This is a genomic window from Tepidisphaeraceae bacterium, assembly GCA_035998445.1.
Taxonomy (GTDB): domain Bacteria; phylum Planctomycetota; class Phycisphaerae; order Tepidisphaerales; family Tepidisphaeraceae; genus DASYHQ01.
Genome location: DASYHQ010000033.1, coordinates 105,910 through 131,408, shown reverse-complemented (window position 1 = coordinate 131,408; position 25,499 = coordinate 105,910). Strand labels below are relative to the sequence as shown.

General features: G+C 63.2%; 27 protein-coding genes. All 27 read right to left on the bottom strand.

All coding sequences use genetic code 11. The annotated features are described in order from the left end of the window. Positions 1-134 precede the first annotated feature (134 nt). The 27 genes from VGN72_14000 to VGN72_13870 all read right to left on the bottom strand — a co-directional run bounded on the left by VGN72_14000 (position 135) and on the right by VGN72_13870 (position 25,495). Positions 135-947, bottom strand: coding sequence for a FliA/WhiG family RNA polymerase sigma factor (locus VGN72_14000; GenBank protein HEV7300476.1), 813 nt, complete (start codon positions 945-947; stop codon positions 135-137). A gap of 93 nt (positions 948-1,040) precedes the next feature. Next, a complete protein-coding gene (locus VGN72_13995; GenBank protein ID HEV7300475.1) occupies positions 1,041-1,289 on the bottom strand; it encodes a hypothetical protein in 249 nt (82 codons plus the stop codon). Positions 1,290-1,379: 90 nt separating this feature from the next. Continuing rightward, positions 1,380-2,243 carry a MinD/ParA family protein gene (locus tag VGN72_13990; protein ID HEV7300474.1) on the bottom strand — a complete coding sequence of 288 codons (864 nt, stop codon included), beginning with the start codon at positions 2,241-2,243 and terminating at the stop codon, positions 1,380-1,382. A gap of 102 nt (positions 2,244-2,345) precedes the next feature. Then, entirely contained in the window at positions 2,346-3,575 is a 1,230-nt protein-coding gene (flhF, locus tag VGN72_13985) for a flagellar biosynthesis protein FlhF (GenBank protein HEV7300473.1), read from the bottom strand. A 123-nt stretch (positions 3,576-3,698) separates the two neighbouring features. Then, entirely contained in the window at positions 3,699-5,804 is a 2,106-nt protein-coding gene (flhA, locus tag VGN72_13980; protein HEV7300472.1) for a flagellar biosynthesis protein FlhA, read from the bottom strand. Positions 5,805-5,849: 45 nt separating this feature from the next. Next, entirely contained in the window at positions 5,850-6,386 is a 537-nt protein-coding gene (locus VGN72_13975) for a hypothetical protein (GenBank protein HEV7300471.1), read from the bottom strand. A 99-nt stretch (positions 6,387-6,485) separates the two neighbouring features. Next, positions 6,486-7,568, bottom strand: a complete 1,083-nt coding sequence (gene flhB / locus VGN72_13970; GenBank protein HEV7300470.1) for a flagellar biosynthesis protein FlhB — start codon at positions 7,566-7,568, stop codon at positions 6,486-6,488. Between the two features lie 117 nt (positions 7,569-7,685). Next, a complete protein-coding gene (fliR, locus tag VGN72_13965; GenBank protein HEV7300469.1) occupies positions 7,686-8,456 on the bottom strand; it encodes a flagellar biosynthetic protein FliR in 771 nt (256 codons plus the stop codon). A gap of 93 nt (positions 8,457-8,549) precedes the next feature. Beyond that, positions 8,550-8,825: a flagellar biosynthesis protein FliQ gene (gene fliQ / locus VGN72_13960; GenBank protein HEV7300468.1), complete on the bottom strand. Its 276-nt coding sequence runs from the start codon at positions 8,823-8,825 to the stop codon at positions 8,550-8,552. A 132-nt stretch (positions 8,826-8,957) separates the two neighbouring features. Next, entirely contained in the window at positions 8,958-9,836 is an 879-nt protein-coding gene (gene fliP, locus VGN72_13955) for a flagellar type III secretion system pore protein FliP (GenBank protein ID HEV7300467.1), read from the bottom strand. Positions 9,837-10,025: 189 nt separating this feature from the next. After that, positions 10,026-10,790: a flagellar biosynthetic protein FliO gene (locus VGN72_13950; protein HEV7300466.1), complete on the bottom strand. Its 765-nt coding sequence runs from the start codon at positions 10,788-10,790 to the stop codon at positions 10,026-10,028. After that, the gene (gene fliN, locus VGN72_13945; protein ID HEV7300465.1) at positions 10,787-11,281 is read right to left on the bottom strand and encodes a flagellar motor switch protein FliN; all 495 of its coding nucleotides are present in this window, start codon (positions 11,279-11,281) and stop codon (positions 10,787-10,789) included. Before fliN ends, VGN72_13950 begins: the two co-directional genes overlap by 4 nt. 96 nt (positions 11,282-11,377) lie before the next feature. Then, positions 11,378-12,007, bottom strand: a complete 630-nt coding sequence (locus VGN72_13940) for a hypothetical protein (GenBank protein HEV7300464.1) — start codon at positions 12,005-12,007, stop codon at positions 11,378-11,380. A 160-nt stretch (positions 12,008-12,167) separates the two neighbouring features. Next, on the bottom strand, positions 12,168-12,362 hold the full coding sequence (locus VGN72_13935) for a flagellar FlbD family protein (protein HEV7300463.1): 195 nt from the start codon (positions 12,360-12,362) through the stop codon (positions 12,168-12,170). 140 nt (positions 12,363-12,502) lie between these two features. Continuing rightward, the gene (locus VGN72_13930) at positions 12,503-14,263 is read right to left on the bottom strand and encodes a flagellar hook-basal body complex protein (GenBank protein ID HEV7300462.1); all 1,761 of its coding nucleotides are present in this window, start codon (positions 14,261-14,263) and stop codon (positions 12,503-12,505) included. Between the two features lie 73 nt (positions 14,264-14,336). Further along, a complete protein-coding gene (locus VGN72_13925; GenBank protein ID HEV7300461.1) occupies positions 14,337-14,762 on the bottom strand; it encodes a flagellar hook capping FlgD N-terminal domain-containing protein in 426 nt (141 codons plus the stop codon). Between the two features lie 191 nt (positions 14,763-14,953). Further along, a complete protein-coding gene (locus tag VGN72_13920; GenBank protein ID HEV7300460.1) occupies positions 14,954-16,357 on the bottom strand; it encodes a flagellar hook-length control protein FliK in 1,404 nt (467 codons plus the stop codon). A gap of 6 nt (positions 16,358-16,363) precedes the next feature. Next, positions 16,364-17,029, bottom strand: a complete 666-nt coding sequence (locus VGN72_13915) for a hypothetical protein (protein HEV7300459.1) — start codon at positions 17,027-17,029, stop codon at positions 16,364-16,366. Continuing rightward, positions 17,026-17,496 (bottom strand): flagellar export protein FliJ, encoded by a 471-nt coding sequence (gene fliJ, locus VGN72_13910; GenBank protein HEV7300458.1) that lies wholly within the window; start codon positions 17,494-17,496, stop codon positions 17,026-17,028. Before fliJ ends, VGN72_13915 begins: the two co-directional genes overlap by 4 nt. Positions 17,497-17,565: 69 nt before the next feature. Then, complete coding sequence (locus tag VGN72_13905) at positions 17,566-18,939, bottom strand: FliI/YscN family ATPase (protein HEV7300457.1); 1,374 nt, start codon at positions 18,937-18,939, stop codon at positions 17,566-17,568. After that, positions 18,936-19,664 carry a FliH/SctL family protein gene (locus VGN72_13900; protein ID HEV7300456.1) on the bottom strand — a complete coding sequence of 243 codons (729 nt, stop codon included), beginning with the start codon at positions 19,662-19,664 and terminating at the stop codon, positions 18,936-18,938. Before VGN72_13900 ends, VGN72_13905 begins: the two co-directional genes overlap by 4 nt. A gap of 95 nt (positions 19,665-19,759) precedes the next feature. Beyond that, positions 19,760-20,773 carry a flagellar motor switch protein FliG gene (gene fliG, locus VGN72_13895; protein ID HEV7300455.1) on the bottom strand — a complete coding sequence of 338 codons (1,014 nt, stop codon included), beginning with the start codon at positions 20,771-20,773 and terminating at the stop codon, positions 19,760-19,762. Between the two features lie 87 nt (positions 20,774-20,860). Further along, the gene (locus VGN72_13890) at positions 20,861-22,510 is read right to left on the bottom strand and encodes a hypothetical protein (GenBank protein HEV7300454.1); all 1,650 of its coding nucleotides are present in this window, start codon (positions 22,508-22,510) and stop codon (positions 20,861-20,863) included. A 231-nt stretch (positions 22,511-22,741) separates the two neighbouring features. Then, the gene (gene fliE / locus VGN72_13885; protein ID HEV7300453.1) at positions 22,742-23,050 is read right to left on the bottom strand and encodes a flagellar hook-basal body complex protein FliE; all 309 of its coding nucleotides are present in this window, start codon (positions 23,048-23,050) and stop codon (positions 22,742-22,744) included. 109 nt (positions 23,051-23,159) lie between these two features. Next, the gene (gene flgC / locus VGN72_13880; GenBank protein HEV7300452.1) at positions 23,160-23,564 is read right to left on the bottom strand and encodes a flagellar basal body rod protein FlgC; all 405 of its coding nucleotides are present in this window, start codon (positions 23,562-23,564) and stop codon (positions 23,160-23,162) included. 32 nt (positions 23,565-23,596) lie between these two features. Further along, positions 23,597-23,998: a hypothetical protein gene (locus VGN72_13875; GenBank protein ID HEV7300451.1), complete on the bottom strand. Its 402-nt coding sequence runs from the start codon at positions 23,996-23,998 to the stop codon at positions 23,597-23,599. Positions 23,999-24,124: 126 nt separating this feature from the next. Next, positions 24,125-25,495 (bottom strand): sigma-54 dependent transcriptional regulator, encoded by a 1,371-nt coding sequence (locus tag VGN72_13870; GenBank protein ID HEV7300450.1) that lies wholly within the window; start codon positions 25,493-25,495, stop codon positions 24,125-24,127. Positions 25,496-25,499: the final 4 nt, after the last annotated feature.

Sequence of the window (25,499 nt, the reverse complement as noted above, 5' to 3'; positions counted from 1 at the left end):
GCCACAGAAGAGAGACTAAGAGAATACGGGGGGAGAGACAGGCAGGAATGCCTGTCCTACAGAAGAGAAAAGGCCGGCCACTGAAATGGCCGGCCTTTGCGTACTTCATCAGTATGGTCGGAGGTCGGACGGTCCTACACCGCCGTCGCCTGTTGGAATTCCTTGCGGCGGTCGGCCATCTGGGCCTTTAACCGGGCCAGGATGCTGCTGTGCATCTGGCTCACGCGGCTCTCGCTCAGATCGAGCGTGGCGCCGATCTCCTTCATCGTCATCTCTTCGAAGTAGTACAGGATGATGATCAGCCGCTCGGCCCGCGACAGACCCTTCGTGATCAGTTCCTTCAGGTCCTTCCGCTGGATCTCGCGGACCGGGTCGGCGCCGCGCTTGTCTTCCAGCACGTCGATCTCGCGCACGTCCTTGTTGCTGTCGGTCTCGAACCACTTGCGGCTCAGGCTGACCAGGCCGACGGCCGAGGCGTCCTTGGCCATCTTATCGTACTCGGCCATTGGCACCTGCAGACGCTTGGCGACCTCTTCGCTGGTCGGCGCACGGCCCAGCTCCGTCTCGAGTTGCTTGCTGGCGCCGTCGAGCTTGTGGGCGCGGCTACGCACGAGGCGCGGCACCCAGTCCATGCTGCGAAGTTCATCCAGGATCGCGCCCCTTATGCGCGGGGCGCAGTAGGTCTCGAACTTCACGCCGCGATCGAGATCGTAGGCGTTGATCGCGTCCATCAGGCCGAAGATGCCGGCCGACATCAAATCGTCCAGCTCGACCTCATCGGGGAGTTTGACGTGGATCCGCTCGGCGTTGTAACGCACCAGGTGGAGGTAATGCTCCATCAGGATGTTGCGCAACGGCTCGGTCTTGTTCTGCTTGTAGTCGCCCCACACTTCCTTGATGTCGCGCTTCGAGGGCGTCGATTTCAGGGCTATTACTGCTTTGGCCATTGGCTACTCCCGGTCCTTGGTTTCGCGGATCGCATGACGCCTGCATCCTTGCGGGCGGGCGTGTCATCCGTCGTTCGAACACACCACTTCTGATTATCGGTCATCGGCGGAGGTTTTCACCTCCGCAATTTTGTCGGACGCGGCCTTCACCTGCTCCATCCGCTCGTCGATCATCTTCTGCCCCGCCCACCCCACCACCCACCCCACCACTAATGTGCCGCCCATCGCCTGCAGGGCACGCGTAATGGTGGTGCTGAACGTATTGCCCACCTGCAACCCGCCCACGACCAGGCAGACCACAAAAGCGAGAATCGCGAGACTGGCGGCGAAGCGAAGGGGCAATTGCTCATTGCCGATTTGGGATTTGCAATTTGCGATTGAAAGGCCGCCGCTCGTCAATCGCAGATCGCAGATCGCCCATCGGCAATCTCCTTATCTCTTGAACCACTTACCCATACGATTAAAGAACCCGCCGCGTTCGCTGCGGTTGGAGACGCCCTTCTCCAATCGCATCGCCAACTGGGCGATGCACTGGCTGGCCGAGCACTTGGGGGCGGCAAGCGTGAAGGGGATTCGCTTCCGCACGCTCATCGGCACCTGTTCGTCATCCATCACGTAGCCGGCATCCAGCACGGGCACGCCGAGGAACTGCCTTGCGACCTTCGCGATGCGGTCGTGGACGATCTTTGCTTCCACCGACGACTGCACCTGGTTCACCAGCAGGCTGACTCGCCGCTGGTCTTCTTCCGGCAACGCGTACTGGCGGCTGAGCACCTTGATGACCGCATAGGCGTCGGTGATGGCGGTCGGTTCGGGCGTGGTAACGACCAGTACATGGTCGGCCGCCCGGGTGAAGGCCAGGACGTTGGGGCTGATGCCGGCGCCGGTGTCGATCAGGATGATGTCGGAGCTTTCCTCCATCTCCGCCATCGCGGCGACGATGCGCTCGCGGTCGTCGTCCGACAGGTCGGCCATGCGGGCCAGGCCGGACGCGCCACCGATCATCTTGAATCCGCCGGGCGCGTCGAACAGCACGTCGCGCAGCTCCCTGCGGCGCGACAGCACGTGCGAGAGGTTGGCCGGCAGATCGACGTTGCACAGCACGTCGGCGTTGGCCAGGCCAAGGTCGGCGTCCAGCAGGACGACCTTCTTGCCCGCGGCCGCGAACTGCACGGCCAGGTTCACCGAGATGTTGCTCTTGCCTACGCCACCCTTGCCGCTGGTGATCGCGATCACCGTGGCGCGCTTGCGCGTGCCCATCATCGAGCGCAGGTGCGTGGCTTGGTCCATCATCATGGTCATGTTTTTATATTTGCGATTTGCGATTGCCGATTTGCGATTGGAAGAGCAGGCGTTCTTCTTCAATCGAAAATCGGCAATCGTAAATCGCAAATCTCCCTAGTTCCCCAGGATCATCTGAGCCAACCGACGCCCGCGGCCGACCTCAATGTCGTCCGGAACGTCCTGGCCCGTGGTGATGTACGACAGGCCCTTGTTCACCTTGCGCACGGCGTTCAGCACGACACCCACATGCGCGGCCTCGTCGAGCTTCGTGAAGATGATCTTGTCGACGCGCACCTCGCTGAACTTCGTGATCGCCATCTGCACCGAATCGGCGCTGGCGGTGGCGGTCAGCACGAGGTGGACCTCGTCGGGCTCGGCGACGGCCAACAGGCCCTTCAGCTCGTTCAGCTTCATCGCGTCGCGCGGGCTGCGGCCGGCGGTGTCGATCAGGATGTACTCGCAGTCGTCCATGCTCGCGATCGCCTCGCGCAGCTCGTCGCCGGTGCTCACCACGCGCAGCGGGCTGCCGATGATGTCGGCGTACTTGCGCAACTGGTCGACGGCGGCAATGCGGTAGGTGTCGAGCGTGATGAGCCCCACCTTGTGCCGCTCGCGCAGCTTCAGGTTGGCCGCCAGCTTCGCCAGCGTGGTCGTCTTGCCGACGCCCGTGGGGCCGATGAGCGCGACGATGTGCGGCCCCACCGTCTTCGTCCTGCGAATGCCGCCGGACGTGGGGATCAGCTTCTCCAGTTGCTCGGCGATCTTCTCGCGAACGAACTCGCCGTTCTGCAGCATCTCCGGACGGCTCTGCCGCTGGATGGTCTTCAGCACATCGGCGGCCAATTCCTCGGCCACCTGGTTGCCCACCATCTGCGTGTAGTACTCCAGCAAGTCCTCGGGCACCTGCGGCGCGCCGGCAGCGCGGGTCTGCTTGACGAGGTCGGCGACCATCGCCTTCAGCGAACCCATGTCCTGCGTAATGCCGTGAATGGCCGCGTTGCCCGCGGCGGGCGAGTCCAGGAAGTTCTGCCGCGGCGACGTCTCAGGCGCGCGGGCCGTCGCCAGCACCGCGGCCGGCCCGTTCAGCAAGGTTTGACGGGAATAAGTGCCGGCCCCCACCGTCGTCGCCACGCGCGGCGTCTGGGCGGCACGGCGGGCAGAGCGCTCGCCGACGTTCAGCCCCTTGCCCGCCGTAATCTCCACCATCTCGCGGCGTCTAAGTCCTAGCCATTGCCGCGTCACGAAGGTGCGCGTGTGAAGGATGACGGCGTCGTGCCCCATCGCCGTCTTCACCTGCGACAGCGCCTCGGCCATCGTTTGTGCTTTGAAGGTCTGCAGATTCATAGCGTCCGTCCTTGGACATTTCTAGGAATTGCCGATTTGCGATTTGCGATTGCCGATTGAAGAGCAGACGTCCATCTCGCCGCTTCAATCGCAGATCGCAAATCTCAAATCGAAAATACCATCCTACCCGTTCATTCCCACCAGCGCCACCGCTTCAACGGCGACGTCGCTCACGACCTCGTTGTACGCCAGCACGGCCACGTGGGGCAGGCCGGTCTCGATCATGCGCCGAAGCGGCCCCCTTATCGTCGGGCTGCAGAGGATGACCGCCGACCGTCCCATCGCGGTCAGCTCGTTCATCTTCTCGGCGATGTTCTGGACCACCTGTTGGGCCGTCACTGGCGGCATCGTGTTGGTCGTGCCGCGCTCGCTGCGCTCCAGGTGCGAGTTGATCAGGTCTTCCATGGCCGGATCAAGCGTTACGCACCAGAGTTTGTCAGCGTCATCAACATACTGTTTGCAGATCGTCCGTGCCAATGCCGAGCGCACATATTCCGTCAGAACGTCCAGATCTTTCGTGCGCGTCGCCCAGTCGCCGAGCGTTTCGATGATCGTCTCCAGATCGCGCACCGGCACGCGCTCGCGCAGCAGGTTCTGCATCACCTTCTGCAACTCGCCCGGTTTGATCTGCGTCGGGATCACTTCCTCGATCAACGCCGGCACGCGCACCTTCAGGTTCTCGACGAGGTTCTTCACTTCCTGCCGCGTCAACAGCTCGTAACCGTGCTGCTTCACGACCTCCGTGAGGTGTGTCGCGAGAACCGCAGTGGCTTCTACGACGGTGTAGTTCAAGAGTTCGGCCTGCCCGCGCTCGCTTTCCGTAATCCAGTACGCCGGCAGGCCGAAGGCGGGCTCGATCGTCTGCGTGCCGCCGGGGATCGGGCCGCTCACGGCGCCGTTGTCCATGGCCATGTACTGTTCGGGGTAGGTCACGCCGCGCGCCACGGTCTGGCCTTTGATCTTGATCGCGTAGTCGTTGGCCGACAATTGCATGTTGTCGCGAATGCGGATGGGCGGCACGATGATGCCAAGGTCCACCGCGATCTGCCGGCGAATCAGGCTGATGCGGTCGAGCAGATCGCCGCCCTTGGTCGTGTCGACCAGCCGCACGAGGCCGTAGCCCACTTCCAGCTCCATCGTGTCGACGTCCAGCAGCTTCTCGACCTTTTCCGGTTCCTTGGCGGCCGCCTGCGTCTGCTCGCTCTCCTTGGCGGCGGCCGCGGCGATCGTGCGGTTCTCGCTGCGGTTCATCACGAACGCCAGCCCGCCGCAGCAGGCGCCCAGGATCAACAGCGGAAACGCGGGCAACCCGGTGAACGACATCGCCATCAAAAAGCCCGCCGCGATGATGAGCGCCTTGGGCTTGGCCAGCATCTGGCCGAGCATCTCGTCGCCGAGATCGTTCTTGCTGCTGGTGCGCGTGACGATCAAACCAGCGGCGAGGGTCGTGATGAACGCCGGCACCTGGCTCACCAGGCCGTCGCCGATCGTCAGCTTCGTGTACAGCTCCAGGCAGTGCCATATCTCCCAGCCGTTTTCGACCATGCCGACGTAGATGCCGCCGAGCACGTTGATGAACGTGATGATGATGGCCGCCACCGCGTCGCCGCGCACGAACTTGCTGGCACCGTCCATCGCACCGTAGAAGTCGGCTTCCTGCGAGATCTCGCTGCGGCGCCTGCGGGCCTCGGGCTCGGTGAGGATGCCGGCGTTCAGGTCGGCGTCGATCGCCATCTGCTTGCCGGGCATGGCGTCCAACGTAAACCGCGCAGCCACTTCGCTGATGCGCGTGGCACCCTTGGTGATCACGACGAACTGGATGATGAAGATGATCACGAAGATGATCACGCCGACGATCATCTTGCCGCCCGTCACGAACTCGCTGAACCGCATCACGACCTCACCGGCGGCGTGCAACGCTTCCTCGGGCGTGCCGCTGGCGTTAAGGATCAGACGCGTCGTCGCCACGTTCAGCACCAGCCGAAACAGCGTGACGGCCAACAACAACGACGGAAAGACCGCGAACTCCAGCGGGCTCTTGATGTAGATCGTCGTGACCAGCACGATGATGGCGATCGTGATGTTCAGGACCAACAACAGGTCCAATATAAACGGCGGCAACGGCACCAACAGCACCGCGAGCAACGCGATGAACGAGATCGGGAAGATCATCCCGCGATGCTCGTGCAGCTTGGCGAAGAAGGGGTTGGGTGCGACTGCGGTTGCCATGGTTTATCGGTCGGCGGTTCGTGGTCGATGGTCCGCTATTACGATCTATGCGCCCAATAGCATGATTTCATTCGCTGGGCGCTGGATTTCGCGGCGAGAAGAGTGGATCTCGGGGCGCAAAGAATGGATTTCGTCGCGCGAAGAATGGATTTCGCGGCGAGAAGAATAGATTTCGTCGCGCAAAGAGTGGATTTCGCGGCGCGAAGACTGGATTTCGTCGCGCGAAGAGTGGATTTCGTTCCGCAAAGAGTGGATTTCGTCGCGCGAAGAGTGGAGTTCGCGAGGCGAAGAGTGGATTTCGTCACCCGAAGAATAGATTTCGTTGCCCATATGCTTCTCGCTGATTGCCGGGTCCCGGTGCCACAGGTCGGCGTACTCGTAGACCTGTGTCTGACTTACTGGACGAAGACACAAGTCTCGGCGTACCGCGACCTGTGGCACCCGTCCGACCGTGGCATGGGCGTCTCGCCCATGCTTGTCATAGGGCCAAGTGATCTCATTTGTGCCGGCCTGCATGGCCGGCGCGGTCGGCCATAAATCACGCTTTCCGTTCCAGTCCACACGCATGGGCGAGACGCCCATGCCACGGCCGGAGCGCGCTTCCGCCTCCTCCGTACCACGGGCGGCCCGCCCGTGTCCTTCTTACTCATCCAAAACACGGGCGGGCCGCCCGTGGTACGACTAGGCGCTCTGCCTCTTCAACTTTCCGCTCAACTCCCATACGTACGCCAGGATCTCGGCGACGGTCGAGTAAAACTGTTCCGGAATCTCCTGCCCCACCTCCACCATCTTGTACAACGCCCGCGCCAACGGCTTGCGCTCGAGGATCGGGATGCCGTGCGCGATCGCGATCTCGCGGATGTGCAAGGCCAACGGCCCCTTGCCCTTGGCGACGACGCGCGGGGCGTGCATGGTGCCGGCGTCGTACTTCAGCGCGATCGCGTAGTGCGTGGGGTTGGTGACGATGACGTCGGCGGTCGGCACGTTGGCCTTCACCTGCTTGCGCAGCCGGTCCATTGCCATCTGCTTGCGGCGGGCCTTCATCTGCGGGTCGCCGTCCATCGAGCGCATCTCGTCCTTCACCTGCTGCTTGGTCATCTTCAAATCCTTCTCGATCTTCCACCACTGGTAGGCGTAATCGAGAATGGCCAGTACCAGCAGCACGATGCCGATGCGGATGGCGATGGAGTAGATGATGCCCGAGGCCAGGTGGAAGATCTGCTGGAACTCGAGGGTCTGCGACGACACGATCATCAGCACGCGATCGGCGACGGCCTGATAGGCGAGGACGGCGATCACCGTGAACTTCACGAAGTTCATCAGCACCGGCACGAGGCCGCGCTTCTTGCCGAACAGGTTGCCCAGCCCTTTGATCGGGTTGAGCGCCTTCATGTTCGGCTGAAGCTTCTTCGTGTTGAAGCGGAAGCCGACCTGCAGCACGTTGACGAAGATGCCCGTGATCATCATGCCAATGCAGATCGGCGCCGCCGCCAGCGCGACGGCCACGAGGTTCTTCACGATGCGCCCGCCGATGTTCAAGCCGGTGAAGTCGGTGAACGCCCCCTCGCCGAACGTGTCGAGCAGCAGCATCTTCAGCGCGGTGACGACGCCCTCGCCGTAGGCCTTCAGCAGGATCATCGACATGATGATGAGGACCGCCGGCCCGATGTCGGCGCTGCGCGCGACGTTCCCCTGATCGCGCGCCTCCTGGCGGCGCTTGGGGGTCGGGGCCTCGGTCTTGTCACCAGCGTCGTCTGCTGCCATGGGTCGTTATCCGTGACGAACACGTCTTCGTAGGGGCAGGCCTCCGTGCCTGCCCTCCTTCATCTCGCACACGCGGTTCGCTATCCAGCCAAAACGGGCGGGCACGGAGGCCCGCCCCTACACCGTTCCACGGAACGCCGCGACGACGGTGTCGAGGTTGTCGAGCGTTGAATCCCGGATCACCTCGCTCGTGAGCCCGAGGCCCACGATGACGATGAAGATGCCGACCGCCGACCGCAGCGTCATGCCGGCGGCCATCACGTTGAACTGCGGCATGGCCTTGCCGATGAGTCCCAAGGCCAGATCGACCACGAGCATCGTCACCAGCACCGGGGCGGCCAACCGAAACGCGATGACCGCCGACGCCTGCACGAGGCCGATGAGCAACTCGAACAGCTGCGCGTTCATGCCGACGCTGAGCAGCGGCAAATGGCGGAAGCTCTCGCCGACGGCGCGAATCATGATCTGGTGCCCGCCGATCGACAGGAACGTGACGGTCGCGAGCATGTAGTACATGTCGCCCACGAGCGATCCCTGCGAGCCGTACTGCGGATCGAACACCTCGGCCATCTGCAGGCCCATCTGCTGGCCGATGATCTCGCCCGCCCACTGCGCCGCGATGAACGACATCGACATGACGATGCCCATCGACAGCCCGAAGACGATCTCGCCGGCAATGCCGACCGTGAGCGCCCCCAGCGATTCGGGAATGACCGGCGGCACCGTGACGCCCGACGCCAACCCCATCGCCAGCATGATCGCCAGCAATCCCTTCACGCGCTTGGGAATCCGGCTGCTGCCGAGGATGGGCGCGAACAACATCATCGCCGCCACGCGCACGAGCACGAGCACGTAAACGGGGACGAAGTTGAGCAGGTCTTGAATCATCTGCGATTTGCGATTGCCGATTTGCGATTGGAATTTGGGATTGAACGGCTGCTTCTTCAATCGCAAATCGGCAATCGCAAACCGCAAATTTCCCTACGGCACCTCGCCCGTCAGGAACATGCTGGCGGTGTACTCCAGCAGCCGATTGGTCATCCAGGGCATGAGGATGATCGCGGCGGCGACCATGGAGACGATCTTGGGGATGAAGGTGAGGGTCTGCTCCTGGATCTGCGTGACCGCTTGAAACAGCGACACGACGATGCCGACCACCATGCCGATCACCAGCATGGGCGCAGACACCAGCAGCATGAGGATTAACGCGTGGCGGACCAGGTCGACCGCCTGTCCGAGATCGAGGTTGACGCCCATCTGTCACACCCTTCCCTGAGTGTCGCCGGCACCCTCGAATTGCTCGAAGAGTGTCAGCTGAATCACGGGACTGCCCTGTCCCGTTGCCTGCTTATTGGGCCATCCATGGCCGCTCGTCAGGCTGCTGAAAACTTATGCGACGAAACTACCCATTAGCCGTTGCGTAATCAAGTGCCAACCGTCGACCAAAACGAACAGCAACAGCTTAAATGGCAACGAGATCATGGCCGGCGGCAGCATCATCATGCCCATGCTGATGAGGACCGTAGAGATGACCATGTCGATGATCAGGAACGGCAGGTACACCTTGAAGCCGAGGATGAACGCCGTCTTCAGTTCGCTTAAGACGAAGGCAGGGATGAGCGTCATCGTGCCGACGTCGTCCCAGCTTTCCGCGCGCGGCTTACCGGCGAAGTCGGCGAACAGATCGACGTCGGCATCGTTATCCGCTGCGACGATCTGCTTGATCATGAAGTCGCGCATCGGCACCACCGCGCGGCTGAGCGCGGTCTTCTGATCCATCTGCCCGTCCATGTAGGGCTGCAGCGCCGTCTCGTTGATCTTCTGCATCGTGGGGCCCATCACCAGGAACGTCATGAACATCGCCAGCCCGATCAGGATCTGGTTCGGCGGCAACGACTGCGTGCCCAGCGCCTGCCGCAAGAGCGACAGCACGATGATCATGCGCGTGAAGCTGGTCATCATGATCAGGATCGCCGGCGCCAACGACAGCACCGTGAGCAGGATGATCATCTGCATCGCCGCCGAGAAGTTCTCGGGCGAGCTGATGTCCGGCAGCTTGCCGTTCAGGTTGAACGGCGAATTGGCAGGAAGATCGACCGCGGCATTCGGGCCCCCATCCACCGACGTTGGCGCGATGAACGGTTCGCCGGGCGTGGGATTCGGCGGGATCTGCTGGGCAAACGCGGGCGTGACCGACGAGAGTACGATGACGGCGCACCACAGCCAGGCGCGCCAGCGCGAGACGATCGATAGAGCATCCGTGCTCATGACGTTCTTCCCCGGTCGTTCCAACGCGAGCATCCTGCTCACGCATCATTCAGTCGCGTCCGGTCCCTCTCCCGGTACTCCGGGAGAGGCTAGGTGATGGTGATTCGTACTGCCGAGAGACTTTCAGCAGTTCGAAATTACCCTGACCTAACCTCTCCCTTGAGTACATGGGAGAGGGACCGGAAGTATCTATCTGCCCATCCGGCTCGACACGCCGCGAACCTTCTCTAACAAACCCTGAAGTTCGCTCTGCGTGACCGCAACCGATGTGTCGACCATTTCCGGGTCGACCAAGTCTTCCTTGTCCTCGCGCTTATCTGGGCCGATGTTCTCAAACTTCTCGGCGCTCTTGCCGAACAGGCCGGCGAAAGCCGTGCTGGCGGGGCCGAGCTTGTCGGTGCGGACCTGGGCAGTTAGCTCCGCGATCTCGTCGGCGTCGGTGATCTGATCCAACTGCGACAGCTTCCCGCCACTGTCGGCGACGACCAAGACCCGCCGGCGACCGACGCGGATCAGCAGCACGTGCTGCCGGGGGCCGATGATGGAACGCGATAGCGTTTCGACCGTCTTCGATCCACCCTTCACCGCACCCGGCACGAACCAGCGCTGCCCGAAGTGCTTCAGCACAAAGATGATCGCCAGCACGAGCCCCAGCGACATGATCAGCCGTGCGGTGCCAAAGCCTGTATCAGGCGCGGCCGCCACCGCCGTTGTGTCGTCAGTGGAGGCCGCGTCTTTCTCACCGGGCGCGCGTGACCGGCGCAGCATCGTGCCCGAGTAGGCGCTTTCCTCGGCCGGCGCGAGGACGAGGGGTTGGGTGACGTCGGCAGGCGAATTGGCGGGAACTGGCTGGGCCAGCAGGTGGGCTGCGAACGAACCTTCAGCGGCGGCCATCGCCAGCAGAAGCAGCGCGATGCGCCCGCGATGTCGCAGATGTCGGCACGAACCGATCACAGCCCCTCTTCCTTGGCGCCGGCGACGATCTCGTTGACGCGCACGCAGAAGTTGTCGTTCAGCACCAGCACTTCGCCGCGGGCGATCAACCGGTCGTTCACGAAGACGTCGACCGGGTCGCCGGCCAGCTTGTCCAGTTCAACCACCGATCCCTCGGCCAGCTTCAGCACGTCCTCGACCAGCATCTGCGACCGGCCGAGCTCGATCTTCACGTTCAGCTCGACGTCGCGCAGCAGATCGATGCTGGAGACCTGCGCATCGGTCACCACTTGCGAGAAGTTCGGCAGCTTGTACTCGTTGACGTCGGCAGGGACGGACGCGCCCTCAACCGCGCTGGGGTCCTCGAAGCTGGCAGACTGAAGGAGGTCGTCGATGGACTGCTGGTCGGCCGACGGATCGACGGCGCCCGCAAGTGCGGCGGCAAGGTCGGCATCGACGGCGTTGGTGGGTTCGGGCGCAGCGCCCGGCGAGGTGGGATCGGTCTCAGCCATTCGTCACCATCCTTGGCAGTCCCGGTGCGGGTCGCGCCCTCGTCGGCATCCTGCCTCAGAGGCGATTCACCCGCCGGCGTCCTGCCAGGCGGTGAATCAGTAGTCGGTGCGATACGGGATGCAGCGTGGAACGAGCACTTCGTCGATCAATCCTTCACCGACGATCTCGTCCAGCTGGTACTTAACCTGTCTACGCAGCGTCTCGAGCCCGGGTTCGGAGCCGCCACCTAGTTTTTCCGGATCGCTCTGAGCAATAATGGTGCGGACGCGGTCTTTTATCAAGGCCTCTCGCTCCTTGATCGTCGCCTGCACGGCTTCCTGATGCTCGGCGCGCGTGGAGACGAAGATGCTGACGTCGTACAGGAACGTGCGGCCCGACAGTTTGTTGGGCGCCTTGATGTCCAGTACCTGAACCTCCGCCGCCTTGCGCTTGTCGATCGCCGCCCCGGTGCCACCACCGTGACCGTCACCGGCCGCCGCGCCGTGTTCACCTTCAACCGCGACCAGTTCCGCTCCGGCCGCCGACCGAGGGGCCCCGCCTCCAATGAATTTGAACCCCGCGAAGAGCACGACTGCTTCCAGCAGCATGATGCCGCCGAGCATGACCGGGGTCTTCCCGAGCAGCGCAGCGATGCCACCGGCCTTCTTGGCGCCGTGACCGTCCTTCTCGCCCCCTTTGTCACCTGCGGGAGCGGCGTCGGGCTTTTTCTTTGCTTCTTCGGCCATCTTGGATCAACCCTTCGTTGGGCGCAGACCCGCGCCAGAAATGGCGCGAGCCGACACATCATCTATGGATGTATCGGCAATCTGTGCCGGTTAGTGCAGTGGATGATCGGACGATGATCTATCTAGTAGCGCTTTCCGTTTTAGTTCGGCAGTTATTGCGCTAGTCCGTGATGGGTCGACGGATGACCCGCGCGTAGTCGATCGCGCGCTGCATGACTTCCTTTAGCGTTTCCTTCACCATCAGCTTTTCGCCGGTATCGGCACAGATCACCGTGTCGGGCGTCGCCTCGACGTAGCGGATCTTCTCGGCGTTCATGATGAATTGCTGGCCGTTCAGACGGGTGAGGGTGATCATTGCGGCATCCTGCCTTTCAGTGTCCCTGTCTCGCGCGGGTCGATCCTCGACCCGGCCTCTTTGGTTTAGCGATGGGCTTGCCCATCGTCTCTCTCCCCGAAACGCGGAGAAGACGATGGGCAAGCCTACTGCTAAATAGGTTATCGGGCGGCGTTCAACAATTCCTGAATCAATTGGTCGCTCGTCGTAATGACCCGGCTGGACGCCGAGAAGCCCGTGCTGGAGATGATCATGTTGATGAACTCCTCCGACAGATCGACGTTGCTTAGTTCCAGCGATCCCGATCGCACGGCGCCCGCGCCCAAGGTCAACGGGCTGCCGATGATCGGCACGCCGCTGTTGGCGCCGGTGATGTACATGTTGCCGCCCTTGTCCTCGAGGCCCAAGGGGTTGTTGAACGTGGCGACGGCGACCTGGCCCAGCGCCTGCGTCAGGCCGTTGGTGAACGTGCCGGTGATCGTGCCGTTGGCGCCCACCGAATAGCCGCTCAAGCTGCCGATCTCGCGGCCGTCCTGGTCGCTGGCCTTCAGATCCGATTGGCCGGTTGTGTCCGATAGCTGCGAGACGCCCTCGAGCCCGAGCGCGAAGGTCACCGGCGAGCCCGCGCCGGTGGCGGTGCGGTCGACCGTGAGCGTGGTGCCGGTACTTTCGATCAGCTTACCGTCCTTGTCGAACGTGAGCGTGCCGTTGCCCAGCAGCGCGCCATTGTTGGTGGCGCTGACGGGGGCGGCGGTGTCGGTGTCGTCGCGGCTGCTGGCGAAGATGCGCCACGTGTTGCCCGCGTCCGACTTCGATTCCAGCACGGCCGTCACGTCGACGTTCAGCGCCGTGCCGAGCGAGTCGTAGACGATGAAGCTGGTGTGGACGCTTTCACCGGTGGGGTCGCTGGTGTAGGTGCCGTCGGTGCCGTCGGTGAACGAGATCGGCGCGGTGCCGGCATTCGTGCCAAGGCCAGCGCCGGTGATCGCCAGCGCGTTCTCCTTTCCGGTGTTGCCGACGAACGACAACCGCGCGCTGCCCGCCGGGTCAGTGCCGAGCGTCAACAGCGACCCGCCCGCCGCCGGCGTGCCGGCCACGGTGGGCACGGTCGTGTCGATCTGGAAGCTGGAACGCATGTAGTTCTGCAGGTCGGCGACCGTCATGCCGGCGGTGTCGAGCGACCCGGTCTGCAGGCTGCGGCCGCCCTTCTTCGCGCTCAGCGTCAGCATCTCCGTGCCCGCGAACAACGCCGTCGCAGGATCGGACGCCAGCGCCAGATCCGTTAACGGTGTGGTTGCGGTCGGCGCAGTGCCCGCGCCAACCGCACCGGCACGAATCGTCAATGGCGGGCTATTCAGAATGCTTGCGCCGGCCGCGACCGGGCCGTCGGCCTTCAGGTTGCCGATCAGGTTCACGTTCTCCGTCGCCCGCGCCTTGGTCAGGCCACCGACGGGAATCTCAAGGCGCTGCAGCTGGCCGGGGATGATGTTCTCGTCGGCGTCCACGCCGAAGCCCTGCACGTAATCACCGGCGCTGGTGACGAGCTGGTTGTCGGCGTTCAGCTTGAACGAGCCGTCGCGCGTAAACATCTGTTCCTTGCCCTGCACGATGAAGAAGCCCTCACCGTCGATGCCCATGTCGGTGTTCTTACCGGTGGGCTCGAGCGAGCCGGGCGTCCAGTTCTTCTCGATCGACGCGACCACGGCGCCCAGGCCGCGCTGGCTGGGGTTCACACCACCGAACTGCGCGTCGGGCGGCGTGCCGGCGCCATCGGTAACGTAGAACTGCGGCTTGAAGATCGCCCGGCTGCCCTTGAACGCAACCGTGTTCACGTTGGCGATGTTGTTTCCGACCACGTTCAGGCGCGTCTGGTTGACGTCGAGCCCCGAAAGGCCAGTGAAAAGCGTGCTGGTCAATGCCATCTGATGTGTTCCTTCGTCTTCGAGTCGCTAATGCGTCCGCGTGCGCTTGATCAAGCGTGCCAGTCTGTTGGCGCTAGTTCGACGCGCCGTCGGTGGCAATGTCGGTGACGCGAGCCAAGGGCAGCGTGTAACCGTTGTCCAGCTCGAGCGAGACGCCGTCGCTGGTGACCTTGACGGAGCTCACGGTGCCCTCGAGTGGCTTGTCGTCGCTGCCAAGGCCACCGACCTTCTTGCCGATCAACCCCGCGGCCGAGCCGATCTGGTTCTGCACGACCATCGTCTTCAGGTTTTCCTGCAACGCGGTCGACGACTCGAGCTGGCCGATCTGCGACATCTGCTGCAGCAGCTCACCGTTCTTGGCCGGCTCCATCGGGTCCTGGTTCTGAAGCTGGGTGATCATCATCTTGATGAAGTCCTCGGTCTTCAGGCCGTAGCCCTTCTTGACCGAGTTCCCATCCGCAGTCTGGGACGAAGCGATGCCAGAGATCGGGGTGCTCATACATTTAAAGTTCGACCCACAAATAGTCCGCCGTACAACATGGAAGATGGGTAAGATTGGGGACGCGCGATGTTGCGCTGTCGAAGCGCCGAAGCTGCGCATTGCGCGCCATCACGGGCGCTCGCGCAACAAAGAGGCCGGCGCATCGCGCCGGCCTCGTCATCTATCACAGTTGAGTATCAGTGGTCAGATCAAGCCACGAGATCGATCGGATCGCCATTCACGCGTTGCCACATCCGGCGGAGCATTTCCTGGCGTTGCTTCTGTTGCTGTTGATCCTCGGCGGGGCCATCGCGAAGGCCCTGCTGGTTCTGGCGCGAATCGTTCTGCTTATCGCTGGCCTGCTGATCCTTCGGAGCCTGTTGCACCTGCAGCTTATCGACCGAAATGCCCTGCGCTTCGAGGGCAGACTTCAGTTGGCCAAGGCTGTGGCTGAGCAGCTTGGTCGCGTCGTCGTTCTGCGTTTCGAACGATGCGGTGACCACGCCGTCCCGCATGTGGACGGACACCGCCAGCGGACCAAGGTGCGGCGGGTCCAGCCGGAGTTGCATTGATCCACCGTTGCTCGTCAGTTGGCCGTTGACGCCGCTCACGATCTTCGCGTGATTCGCCTCGGCAAACTGCGCTTCCGCGGATCGCTGCGCGGCGGCCGGTATGACGGTCGCATCGACCTGGGCCGCGCGCGGCGTCGGCGAGCTGTTCAGCAGCGTGTTGATGCCGTCGGGAAGGTCGAATGTCGACGGCAGTTGAGCGGCTGTGCCAGTCGGTGAAGCTTGACCATCAACGGCCATGGCTGTGGGATCGACAATCGCTTGCATCTCCGCATTCAACGGCTTGCCAGCGATCGCAGGCTGCTCGGTGGCGTCGGCAACTTCTGCGCCTCCGGCGTGCGACTGACGCGTCCCCCGGTGCAGCGGAGCTCGTTCGGGCGCCACTTCCAGCACCGCTTCGTCTCCCAATTCCAAGCCCGCCAGCACGTCGGCCGGCACCCCGACAGCGTCGTCGGGCGCGACGGCATCCTGCGTTGTCGCTTGGTCATCCTCCGCCTGGCCCGCCGTACTTACAACCGCAGCCGCGATTACGGGACGCTGCGCCGCGCCGCCTTCTGGCTCGGCCGAATCGCCGAGTTCCGCCGACTGTTCGTCCATCACCACGGGCGCGGCTTGCAGTGCGGCGGCGGCGTTCAATGCTGCATCGGAGGGTTCGTCGCTTTCCTCTTCCGCGGCCTCTTCGCCCGGGGCTTGTTCGTCCTTGGTCAGATCGTCCTCCGATTGGACGGCGACCTCGTCAGGCGCATCAAGTTCGGCATTATCCGCGGTGGGTTCGATGGATTCGGCTGCCGCCTCGGATTCTTCGCGTCGCGATGAACGAGCGCGATCCGCTTTCACGTCCGCTCGCGACGCGGCCGAGTCGGCGGACTGCGATTCGCGCTCCGCCTTCTTCGGTGAAGTCTTCGCGGGCTCCTGCGGGGCCTCTCGGCGTGCCTGCGACAGCTCGCTGAAGAAATCGGACTTGCCCGCGGGCTGGCGGGCGCCAAGGCGGGCCGCTGGTGATTGGACCGGACGTAGCTCGACCTTCAAACCCGCGTGTGTCATCGCTGCCTATTCCTTCACCGATGCTTCAGCCAATCGCATCTTTTCCATAATCGACTGAACGCGGCCAACTTCTTCTGGCGTTTTGAATTCCTTCAGAATCTTCTTCGCGCCGGCCGGCCCCATTGCCTGCAGGTAACGAATGACGATCTCATCCTCCAACGTCATGAAGATCGTTTTGACCTGCTTGCCCGGCATGGTCTGGTACATCGCGAGGCTGTCCTGAAAGCCCTGGTCGGACTCGAGCCGTTGCGCTTCCTCTCGCTCAGTGGCGAGCGCGGCACGATCGGCGTCGAGCGTTACTCGATCGCGCGCGACCTGCGCCTTGGCCAGCTCCACCTGCCGTTGCAAATCGTCCAGCTCACGCCGGCGACGTTCCAGCTGTGTGGTTTGGGCGTCGAACGTCTGCTGGAGGTAGTCGACCTGCTCGCCGGTGGTCATGCCGGTGCGCTTGGCCAGCAGTTCGTCGAGCCGAGCCGTCGGTCGCGAGGTGGGCTGTTCGACCGGCTGTGTGGTGGCGGTTTCCGGTTGCGGCTCAGGAAAGATCAGTTCCTTGATCGCCAACGCCTTTTCCTTGTCCAGCTTGCCGGTCTGCACGAGGTAACCGACGCCGCCCAGCAGCACGAGGAGGTTGATCGCCAGGACGAACAGGATGGCGTTGAGCAGTTTCTTCATGGCGTCGTCACCTGCGGTTCATCGTTGTGGTAGTAGCTGAGCTGCATGCCGGCCTCGTCGAGCGCATCGGCCTCCTTCTTCGCCTCGGCGCGCCGCCATTGTTCGTAGCGGTTATCGCGCAGCTTCTCGATAGCCTTGCGCGCCTTGGCGGCCTCGGCGAGCGCGGCGCGGGCGTCGTCGACCTTCCGCTGGGCCAGCGCGATGCGTTGCACGATGCCCATGCCCTTGCGCTGCATGGCAAACATGAACCGCCGATGTGCTGCCAGGAACGCCAGGTCGACGTGCCCCACGAGCCGGTTATTACGCAGGTCATCGGTGGCCGACTGTTGCACGCCGTCCAGTTCGCGCAGGTCGGCCTGAAGCTGCGTCAGCTCCTGCTGCACGACCGCGAAGTCGCGTTGCCGTTCCTTCTCGACATGCTCGCGCTGCCGCAGGACGCCGTCGAGGTTGAAGGTGAACTTGGCCATAACATTTCACGGCTTCGGGAGCCGCATTTGTCCCCCCTCCCGGCGTACCGGAAAAGGGACCGGAGAGCATCACCGCACCACGGCCGCCTTTCCTTTGCTCGCCGTCGCCGCGCGCAACGCCTTCTCCATCTGGTCGATCCACGCCGAAAGGTCAATCGTGTTCTTCTTCGCTTGCTCCAGCGTGGTCGGCGAGGCCGACTCCTGCTGAAGGAACGAGACGATCTTCTGGCGGCTCTGCACCGCCAGGTCGAACTCCGGGTTCACCCCCGGCACGTACGCGCCGATGTTCACGAGGTCCTCGATCTCCTGATAGACGGCCGTCAGCGAGAGCACCCTACGCGCGGCACGCACGTGATCCTTCTCGGCCACGTCGCTTCGCACACGGCTGATGCTCTGGAGCACGTCGATGGCGGGGAAGTGCCCCTTGTTGGCCAGCGAACGGCTGAGCCACAGGTGGCCGTCGGTAATGCCCTTCACGGCGTCCGGGATCGGTTCATTGAAGTCGTCACCTTCCACCAGCACCGTATAGAACCCCGTGACGCTGCCGACGTGCGTCTTGCCGGCCCGCTCCAGGATCTGCGGCAACAGCGCGAACACGCTCGGCGGAAAGCCCTTTGTCGCAGGTGGTTCCTTGGCAGCCAGTCCAATCTGGCGCTGGGCCTGACACATGCGCGTCAGCGAATCCATTAGCAGCAGCACGTGCCGGCCGCGATCGCGGAAAAACTCGCTGACCGTGCAGGCGACCTTGGCGGCACGCACGCGCAACATCGGCGCATCGTCGCTCGTGGAGACGATGACGACGCAGCGCTGCAGCCCATCGGGCCCAAGGCTGTTCTCCAGAAACTCCTGCACTTCACGGCCACGTTCGCCGATCAGCGCCACCACCGACACGTCGGCGGACGTGTTCTTGGCGATCTGGCTCATCAGGGTCGATTTGCCCACGCCCGGCCCGCTGAAGATGCCCATGCGCTGGCCCAGACCGCAGGTGTGCAGGCCATCGATGCAGCGGACGCTAGTGGTGATGGCAGAGCGAATGTTGTCTCGATCGAGCGCGGCGACGGAGGGTTGATCGATGCGCCGCGACTCGCTGAGCGGCAACGGTCCCTTGCCGTCGATCGGCTCGCCAAGGCCATTGATCACGCGCCCCAGCAGTTCCTCCGAACACCAGATGCGCGGGGCTGCAGCGATGTTCTCGATCGTGTCGCCGCGCGCGACACCGGCCATCGTGCTGAGTGGCAGCAGCAGCGTGCGGTCGGATTGGAAGCCGATCACCTCCGCGACGCTCGACTTGCCACCAAGGCTATGAATACGGCACAGGCTGCCGAGCGGCAGCGCGAGGTCGCACGCTTCGATGGTAAGACCGGAGATCGCCTGCACGCGCCCAACCACGCGGAACGGCATGGCGTTTTCCACCGCGTCGATCTGGGCGGCCAATAGGCTCATGCTGCCCCCGTGGCCGCGTCTGGTTTCGGCTCGGGCAGCAGTTCGTTGATGACGCGTTCAAGTTGGCCGTCGATGTCCGCCTCTACGCGCCCCTGCCGTGTGAAGACGCGGACGCCGCCGGGCGATAGCGAGGGATCGTCGACGATGGTGGCGTGGGCAAGCGATGGCCACTCGATGCCCAGTTGCGGAATGGCGGCGTCCAGCGTCGCCCGTTGGGCGGGATTGATCGCGACGCGCAGGTCGGACGCCTGCACCACGAGCTTCATTGCCTCGTTCAGGTTGGCCAGCAGCACCTCAGGATCAAGCATCGCTTGCCGTTTCGTTACCCGGCGGGCGATGGCGGTGGCCAATTCGATCACGTCGCGCAGCGCCTCCGTCTCCATCGCGCGTTGCGATGCGTCAATCTCGGCCATCGCGGTCGTCAGTGCGTTCAGCGCCGCCGTCAGCGCCGCTCGATGTTCCGCCAGCGCCGCAGCGGCACCCTGTTCCAGCCCCTGTTTCGTCCCCTGCGCAAGCCCCTCGGCCGTGCCGGCTTCATGACCGGCGACGAACCCCTCGTGGCACGCCGTGTCGCGCATCGACGCCGCCTCACCCTGCGCGCTCGCCAGCAGCGCGTCGGCCTGCTGCTGCGCGCGGATCAGGATCGACTTGGCATGGGCCTCCACGTCGCGCATCGAGAACGTCGACATGGTCGGCGGCGCGTGTGTGGATTTGATCAGGCCCATTGGAGAATGCCGATTGCCAAATGCCGATTGCCGAATCCAAGACAATTGCGACTGCTAGCATTCGGCGGTCGGCAATTGGCATTCGGCAATGTCCATCAAACCACCATCGACGACTCGCCACCGCGGCCGGCGATGATGATCTCGCCGCTGTCTTCGAGGCGGCGAACGATGTCGACGATCTTCTGCTGCGCGGTCTCCACGTCGCTCACGCGCACGGGGCCCATGTACTGCATGTCCTCTTGAATCAGTTGGGCCGCGCGCTCGGACATGTTCTTGAAGATCTTGTCCTTCAGCTCCTGGCTCGCCGTCTTCAGCGCCAGCGACAGTTCCTCGTTGTCGACCTCTTTCAGCACGCTCTGGATGCCCTTGTCGTTCACGAGCAGGATGTCCTCGAACACGAACATCAGCCGGCGGATCTGCTCGACCAGGTCCGGGTCCTCGGCCTCCAGGCCTTCCATGATGCCCTTCTCAGTGCTGCGGTCGGCAAGGTTCAGGATCTCGGCGACCGTGTCGACGCCGCCGGCCTTTTCGAAGGTCTGGCTGACGATGTCGCTCAGGCGATGCTCCAGGCCGCGCTCGACCTCCTTGATCACCTCGGGGTTGGTCTGCTCCATGTTGGCGATGCGCTTTACCACCTCCACCTGCTTCTGGCTGGCCAAGCCCACCAGGATTTCCGATGCCTTCTGGCTCGGCAGGTGCGCGAGGATGAGCGCGATCGTCTGCGGGTGCTCGTCCTGAATGAACGTCAGCAGGTTCTCACTCTCGGCCTTCTGCAGAAAGCTGAAGGGCGTCGTCGCGACCTGCTGCGTGACCTGCTTGATCGCCTTCTCGGCATCCTCCGGCGCAAGCGACTTGCGCAGCAGCGCCTTGGCGTACTCCAAGCCGCCCTCGGCAACGTACGTGTTGGCCAGCGCGACGGTGTAGAACTCGTTGAACACATCCTTGCGCGTGTTCATACCGATCTCGCCCATCGACGCGATCTCGCGGCTGACCTCTTCCACCGCATCGGGCGGCAGGCGTTTGAGGATCTCCGCGGCCTCGTCCTGCGGTAACGAGAGCAAAAGAATGGCGGACTTGCGAACGCCGTTGATGTCAGATGAGGAGGCCATGAGTACGAATGCCAAATGCCAGATAATGAATGCTGAATGACCAGTTGCCCGCAGCTGGGCAACATGGGGCCGGCAGCGCGGATTTCCTTACGTTCTGTTCATCCAGCGCTTCACGAGCGACGCGGCACCTTCGGGGTTTTCCTTCACCATGTTGCTGACCTGGTCGAGCATCTGCTGGGCGCGGACGGCGTCGTCGTCCAGCTCCATGCCGTCGAGCAGCTGCTCGCTCTCGCTGGCCTCGCCGGCCATCAGTTCGCCAGGGGGGAACTGCGTGGGCAGATCGGCCTCGATCGGGCCCAGCGTAACGGTCGTGGGCGTGCTCTTCTTCACGAGGCTGGTGACCATGAACAGGCTGACCAGCGCCAACACGCCGATCGCGATCTCCTTCGCATAACTGCCGACGCCCGCGGCCAGGCTACCGGTGCCGGTGGCGGCCAGCTGGGCGCCGCCGTTGGTCAGGATGGGAAGCGCGTCGGTGTAGATCTCAACGCTGACCGACTCCGGGTCCTTCAGGTTCGTGCACATCATGACGTCGGCGCGGATCTTAGGAAATTCCGCATTGGCCATGGCCTCGATGACGGCGTCCGTGGGCTCCTTGCCGCCGGGGTTGGCGGCCATCCAGATCTTGGCGAAGTAGCTGCGCGGCACGCGCACGCTGGCCGCCACCACGGTCGCCTTGCCGGCGGGTTTCACGGTGTTGGCCTCGCGCAGCGTGGGGTACTGCGCATGCTTCGTGTTCTCCTCGTTCGTGCTGGTCGACGTGCCACCGCCGCTGGCTGGCCCGGCCAGCGACATGCTGGTGTTGGGCACGGCGCCTGGCTCGGCGATGGTGGGCGTGGTCGTCTCGCTCTCGTCGGTGCGCGTCTTCTCTTCCAGCGGCTTCGTGAACGTCTTCTTGGCGTCGTACTCCTGCGTGCGCTCGCGCGAGAAGTTCGTCTCGAGCTCGACCGTCACTGAGACCTTGGGGTCCATGAAGTCGATCTGGCCCATGATCTTTCGTGTGTAGAACCGTTCGCTGGCGGCGATGGCGTCGAGGATGTCGCTGCCCGACAGGCCGGCCTCATCGCTGGCGTCGCCCACGCGTTGCGAGACGCCGTCGACGACGACCACGATGTTCGCCCGCTGCATGCCCGCGTGCGCGCCGGCGACGACCGCGGCGGCGGCCTCGACCATCTTCTTGTTCGCCTGCTGGCCCGGGTTGTTGGTGGTGATCTGCACGGTGGCCGACGACGGTGACGACTGGCCGATGATCCGCTTCTTGTTGACGTCGACCAGCACCATCGCGCTGCGCACGCCGGGGAACTCACGGATGATCTGACCGAGCGTCGTCGCGCGGTACTCGTTGAACTTCGTCTCGGTCATCGACTGCGAGTCCCACGGGCTCATCTGCTTCACCATCTGGTCGAAGCCGGCGACCGTGTTGGAGGGCAGCTTCTGTTCGAAGCCGAGCAGCGCGATGACCTGGTACTTGCGATCGGTGGGGATCAGGATCTTATCGCCGGCGACCTGGTAGTTGATCGCGCCACCGTCGAGCGTGCTGGTGATGCGAACGATTTCTTCCTGGGTGAGGGGCTGGTCGAGCAACGGCGTCAACTCGGCAACGCCCGCAAAGCGGGCGCTGTAGAGCAGCGTCATGACCATGATGACCACGAGCGCGCCGGCGAGCATCTTCTGACTGGCGTTGAGGCCATTCAACTGCTGCCCGATGCGCGCAACTTGGGATTTGAGAAATTCCATGTCCGCCGTCCCTGGCTTCTGGATGTACGCCCGGCTCCGCCGGACGTTTGTTGAACGCTGATTGTCGAGTTCAACCGTTCAATTGCAAGACGCGAAATCGTGTCGCATCCGAGTCGATCATGTTCAACTCGATCCAAGTGCCCTCCCCACTGAAGTGGGAAGGCCAACGGTGCGGATCGAATCGGCACGTTGCGCGCGGGCAACCGTCATCCTACGGTTGAGTACGTCGCATTAGACGCTGATGTTCTTAACTTCGTCGTAGGCGTCCATCAGCTTGGCGCGGATCGCCAGCAGCGTCTTGAACGCCATCTCGGACTTTTCCATCGCGGTCATCACGCCGTTCAGGTTCTCGGTCTTGCCGGTGGCCAGATCCTGAACTGCCTGACTTGCATCCTGCTGCAGGCGCGAGACCTCGTCGATGCTGTTCTTCAGCACGTCCGAAAAGCTGGCGCCCTCCGGCTGCGCCGGTGGCGCTCCGATCGAACGGGGGCCACCCGAGGTGGCAATGCGGGCGAGGTTGCTGTCTGGACCGGTGATCATGGGGACGGTGTCAGTTGTCAGTTGTCAGTTGTCAGTTGTCAGTTGTTGAATACTGTCGCTTCGCCTTCGATGTCAAGATTAGCCGTTGTCACGACTCACTCCGGACAAATCAAGCCAACAACCGCAGCGATGCGTTGAACATGGATTTGGCAGTTTCAATCATGGTGATGTTGGCATCGTAGGCGCGGGAGGCTTCCAAGGCGTTCACGTGTTCCGTGGCCAGATCGATGTTGGGGTAGAGCACGTAACCCTCCTTGTTCGCATCGGGATGGCCGGGGTTGAACCGGCGGGCGAAGGGGGCCTCGTCGAGCTTGATGTCCTGCACGTGCACGCCAGGCTTCGACGTGTCGCCGGCCTGCCCGGGCGCGAACATGACGAACCGGCGGCGGTACGGAATCGGTTGACCGGCGGCGTTGCGCGTCGTGTTCACGTTGAGGATGTTCCCCGCAATCGTGTCCATGCGCGTCCGCTGAGCCGTCAGGCCGCTGGCACCCATGTCTAGCATGTCGAACATAAAGGCTCCTTCAGAAGATCAGCTCTCCGCCGCTAGCCGACCCGTTCTTTCAACGCGCTCTCCAGCGCGCCGTACTGCTTGCGAAGCAGTTCGACCACCAAGTTATGCATAAGCGCGTTCTTCGCGTTCTCGGTCATCAACCCTTCGACCGATCGGTTGTTGCCGTCATGGAACAGCAGGCCGCGGTCGGGTTCTTCGATCGCAGCGTCGATGTCGCGGAAGACGACGGTGCCCGGGGCCGATGCCTTCTTCACGTCCACCCGATCCCGCAGCAGGGCTTGGAACTTTTGAACCGACAAATCCTTCTGTCGGTAGTTCGGCGTGCTGAGGTTGGCGATGTTCTCACCGATCAAACGTTGCCGCGCCGAGGTGAAATTCAGCACGCGCTCGAGGAGCGGAGCGTTACCCTGGTTGAGCAGTCGATCTATGAACATCACTCGGTCCTCAGTTCAAACACCGTGCCAGTCCGAAATCGCCCGATTTCCGCGGAAAAACGTCCTGTTGTTGCGCCCGTTGCGCAGCATCTGCGCAACACGGGCAGCTATTGCGCGTTGGACGCGCTACGCCTCCACCAGTTCGCCGTCGTCCTTCCACTTCTTCAGCTTCATGCCCAGCGTACGCACGCCGATGCCCAGGGCGCTCGCCGTCTTGATTCGGTGACCCTTAAACTGCTGCAGTGTCGAGAGGATGATTTCTTTCTCGATATCCGCCAGCGGCTTGCCTGCGAGCGACGCCGCGGCGCTTTCCACCGGGGCGAGGCGCGTCTTCAGCCAAGGCTCGATCGTGTCCGCCCGAATCACCCCGACGGCCGTCTCCAACACGCTGGCGCGCTCCATGATGTTCTGCAGCTCGCGCACGTTGCCGGGCCACAGGTACTTTTGCAGCAGTCGTACGGCTTCCGATTCGATGTGCCGGAATGCCGTGCGGTCCTTCTTGGCCACCAGCGACAGAAAGTGCCGGGCCAGGTCGGGCACGTCGTCCGGCCGATTGCGCAGGGGTGGCAGTTCGATCGGCACGACGTTCAGGCGGAAGAACAGATCCTGCCGAAACCGCCCTTCTTCGACTTCCTTCTCCAGGTCGCGGTTGCTAGTCGCGATCACGCGCACGTCGACGCCGATCGTCATGCTGCTGCCGACGCGCTCGAACGTGCTTTCCTGCAGCACGCGCAGCAATTTCGCCTGCAGCGCCGGCGCGATCTCGCTCACCTCGTCCAACAGCAGCGTGCCCCCGTCGGCCAGTTCAAATCGGCCGCGACGCAGGCGATCGGCGCCGGTGAAGGCGCCCTTTTCATGACCGAACAGTTCCGATTCCAACAGGTTTTCGCTAAGCGCCGCACAGTTGACGGCCAGGAACGGCCGATCTTTGCGGGGTGACGCCGCGTGAATGGCACGGGCGACGACTTCCTTGCCCGTGCCGCTCTCGCCGCGCACCAGCACAGTGGCGTTGCTCTTGGCGACCTGTTCGATGGTCGACTTCACGTGCTGCATCACCACGCTGTCGCCGATCAGGGCCTTTGGCGTCAGCGACTCGGTCATGGTGCGCAGCGCCTGGTTCTCGCGGATCAGCCGGCTGTGCTCCAGCGTGCGATCGACCAGCAGGCGGATCTCCTCGCCGTCGAAGGGCTTCTGGATGTAGTCGTACGCGCCCAGCTTCATCGCCTCTACCGCCGTCTGAACGGTGGCAAAGGCGGTCATGAGGACGACGGGCAGGTCCGGCCGTAGCTTCTTCACCTCGGCCAGCAGTTCGGTGCCGGTCAGCTTGGGCATCTTCAGATCGGTAATGACGAGGTCAAACCGAGCCGGCCCGGTCAGCCGCGACATGGCGGCGGCCCCGTCGGCTGCGGCGATCACCTCGTGACCGTCGCGCACGAGGATGCTCGCGAGCGAGTCCCGCATCATTTCGGTATCGTCGACGACTAAGATCCGTGCCACATTC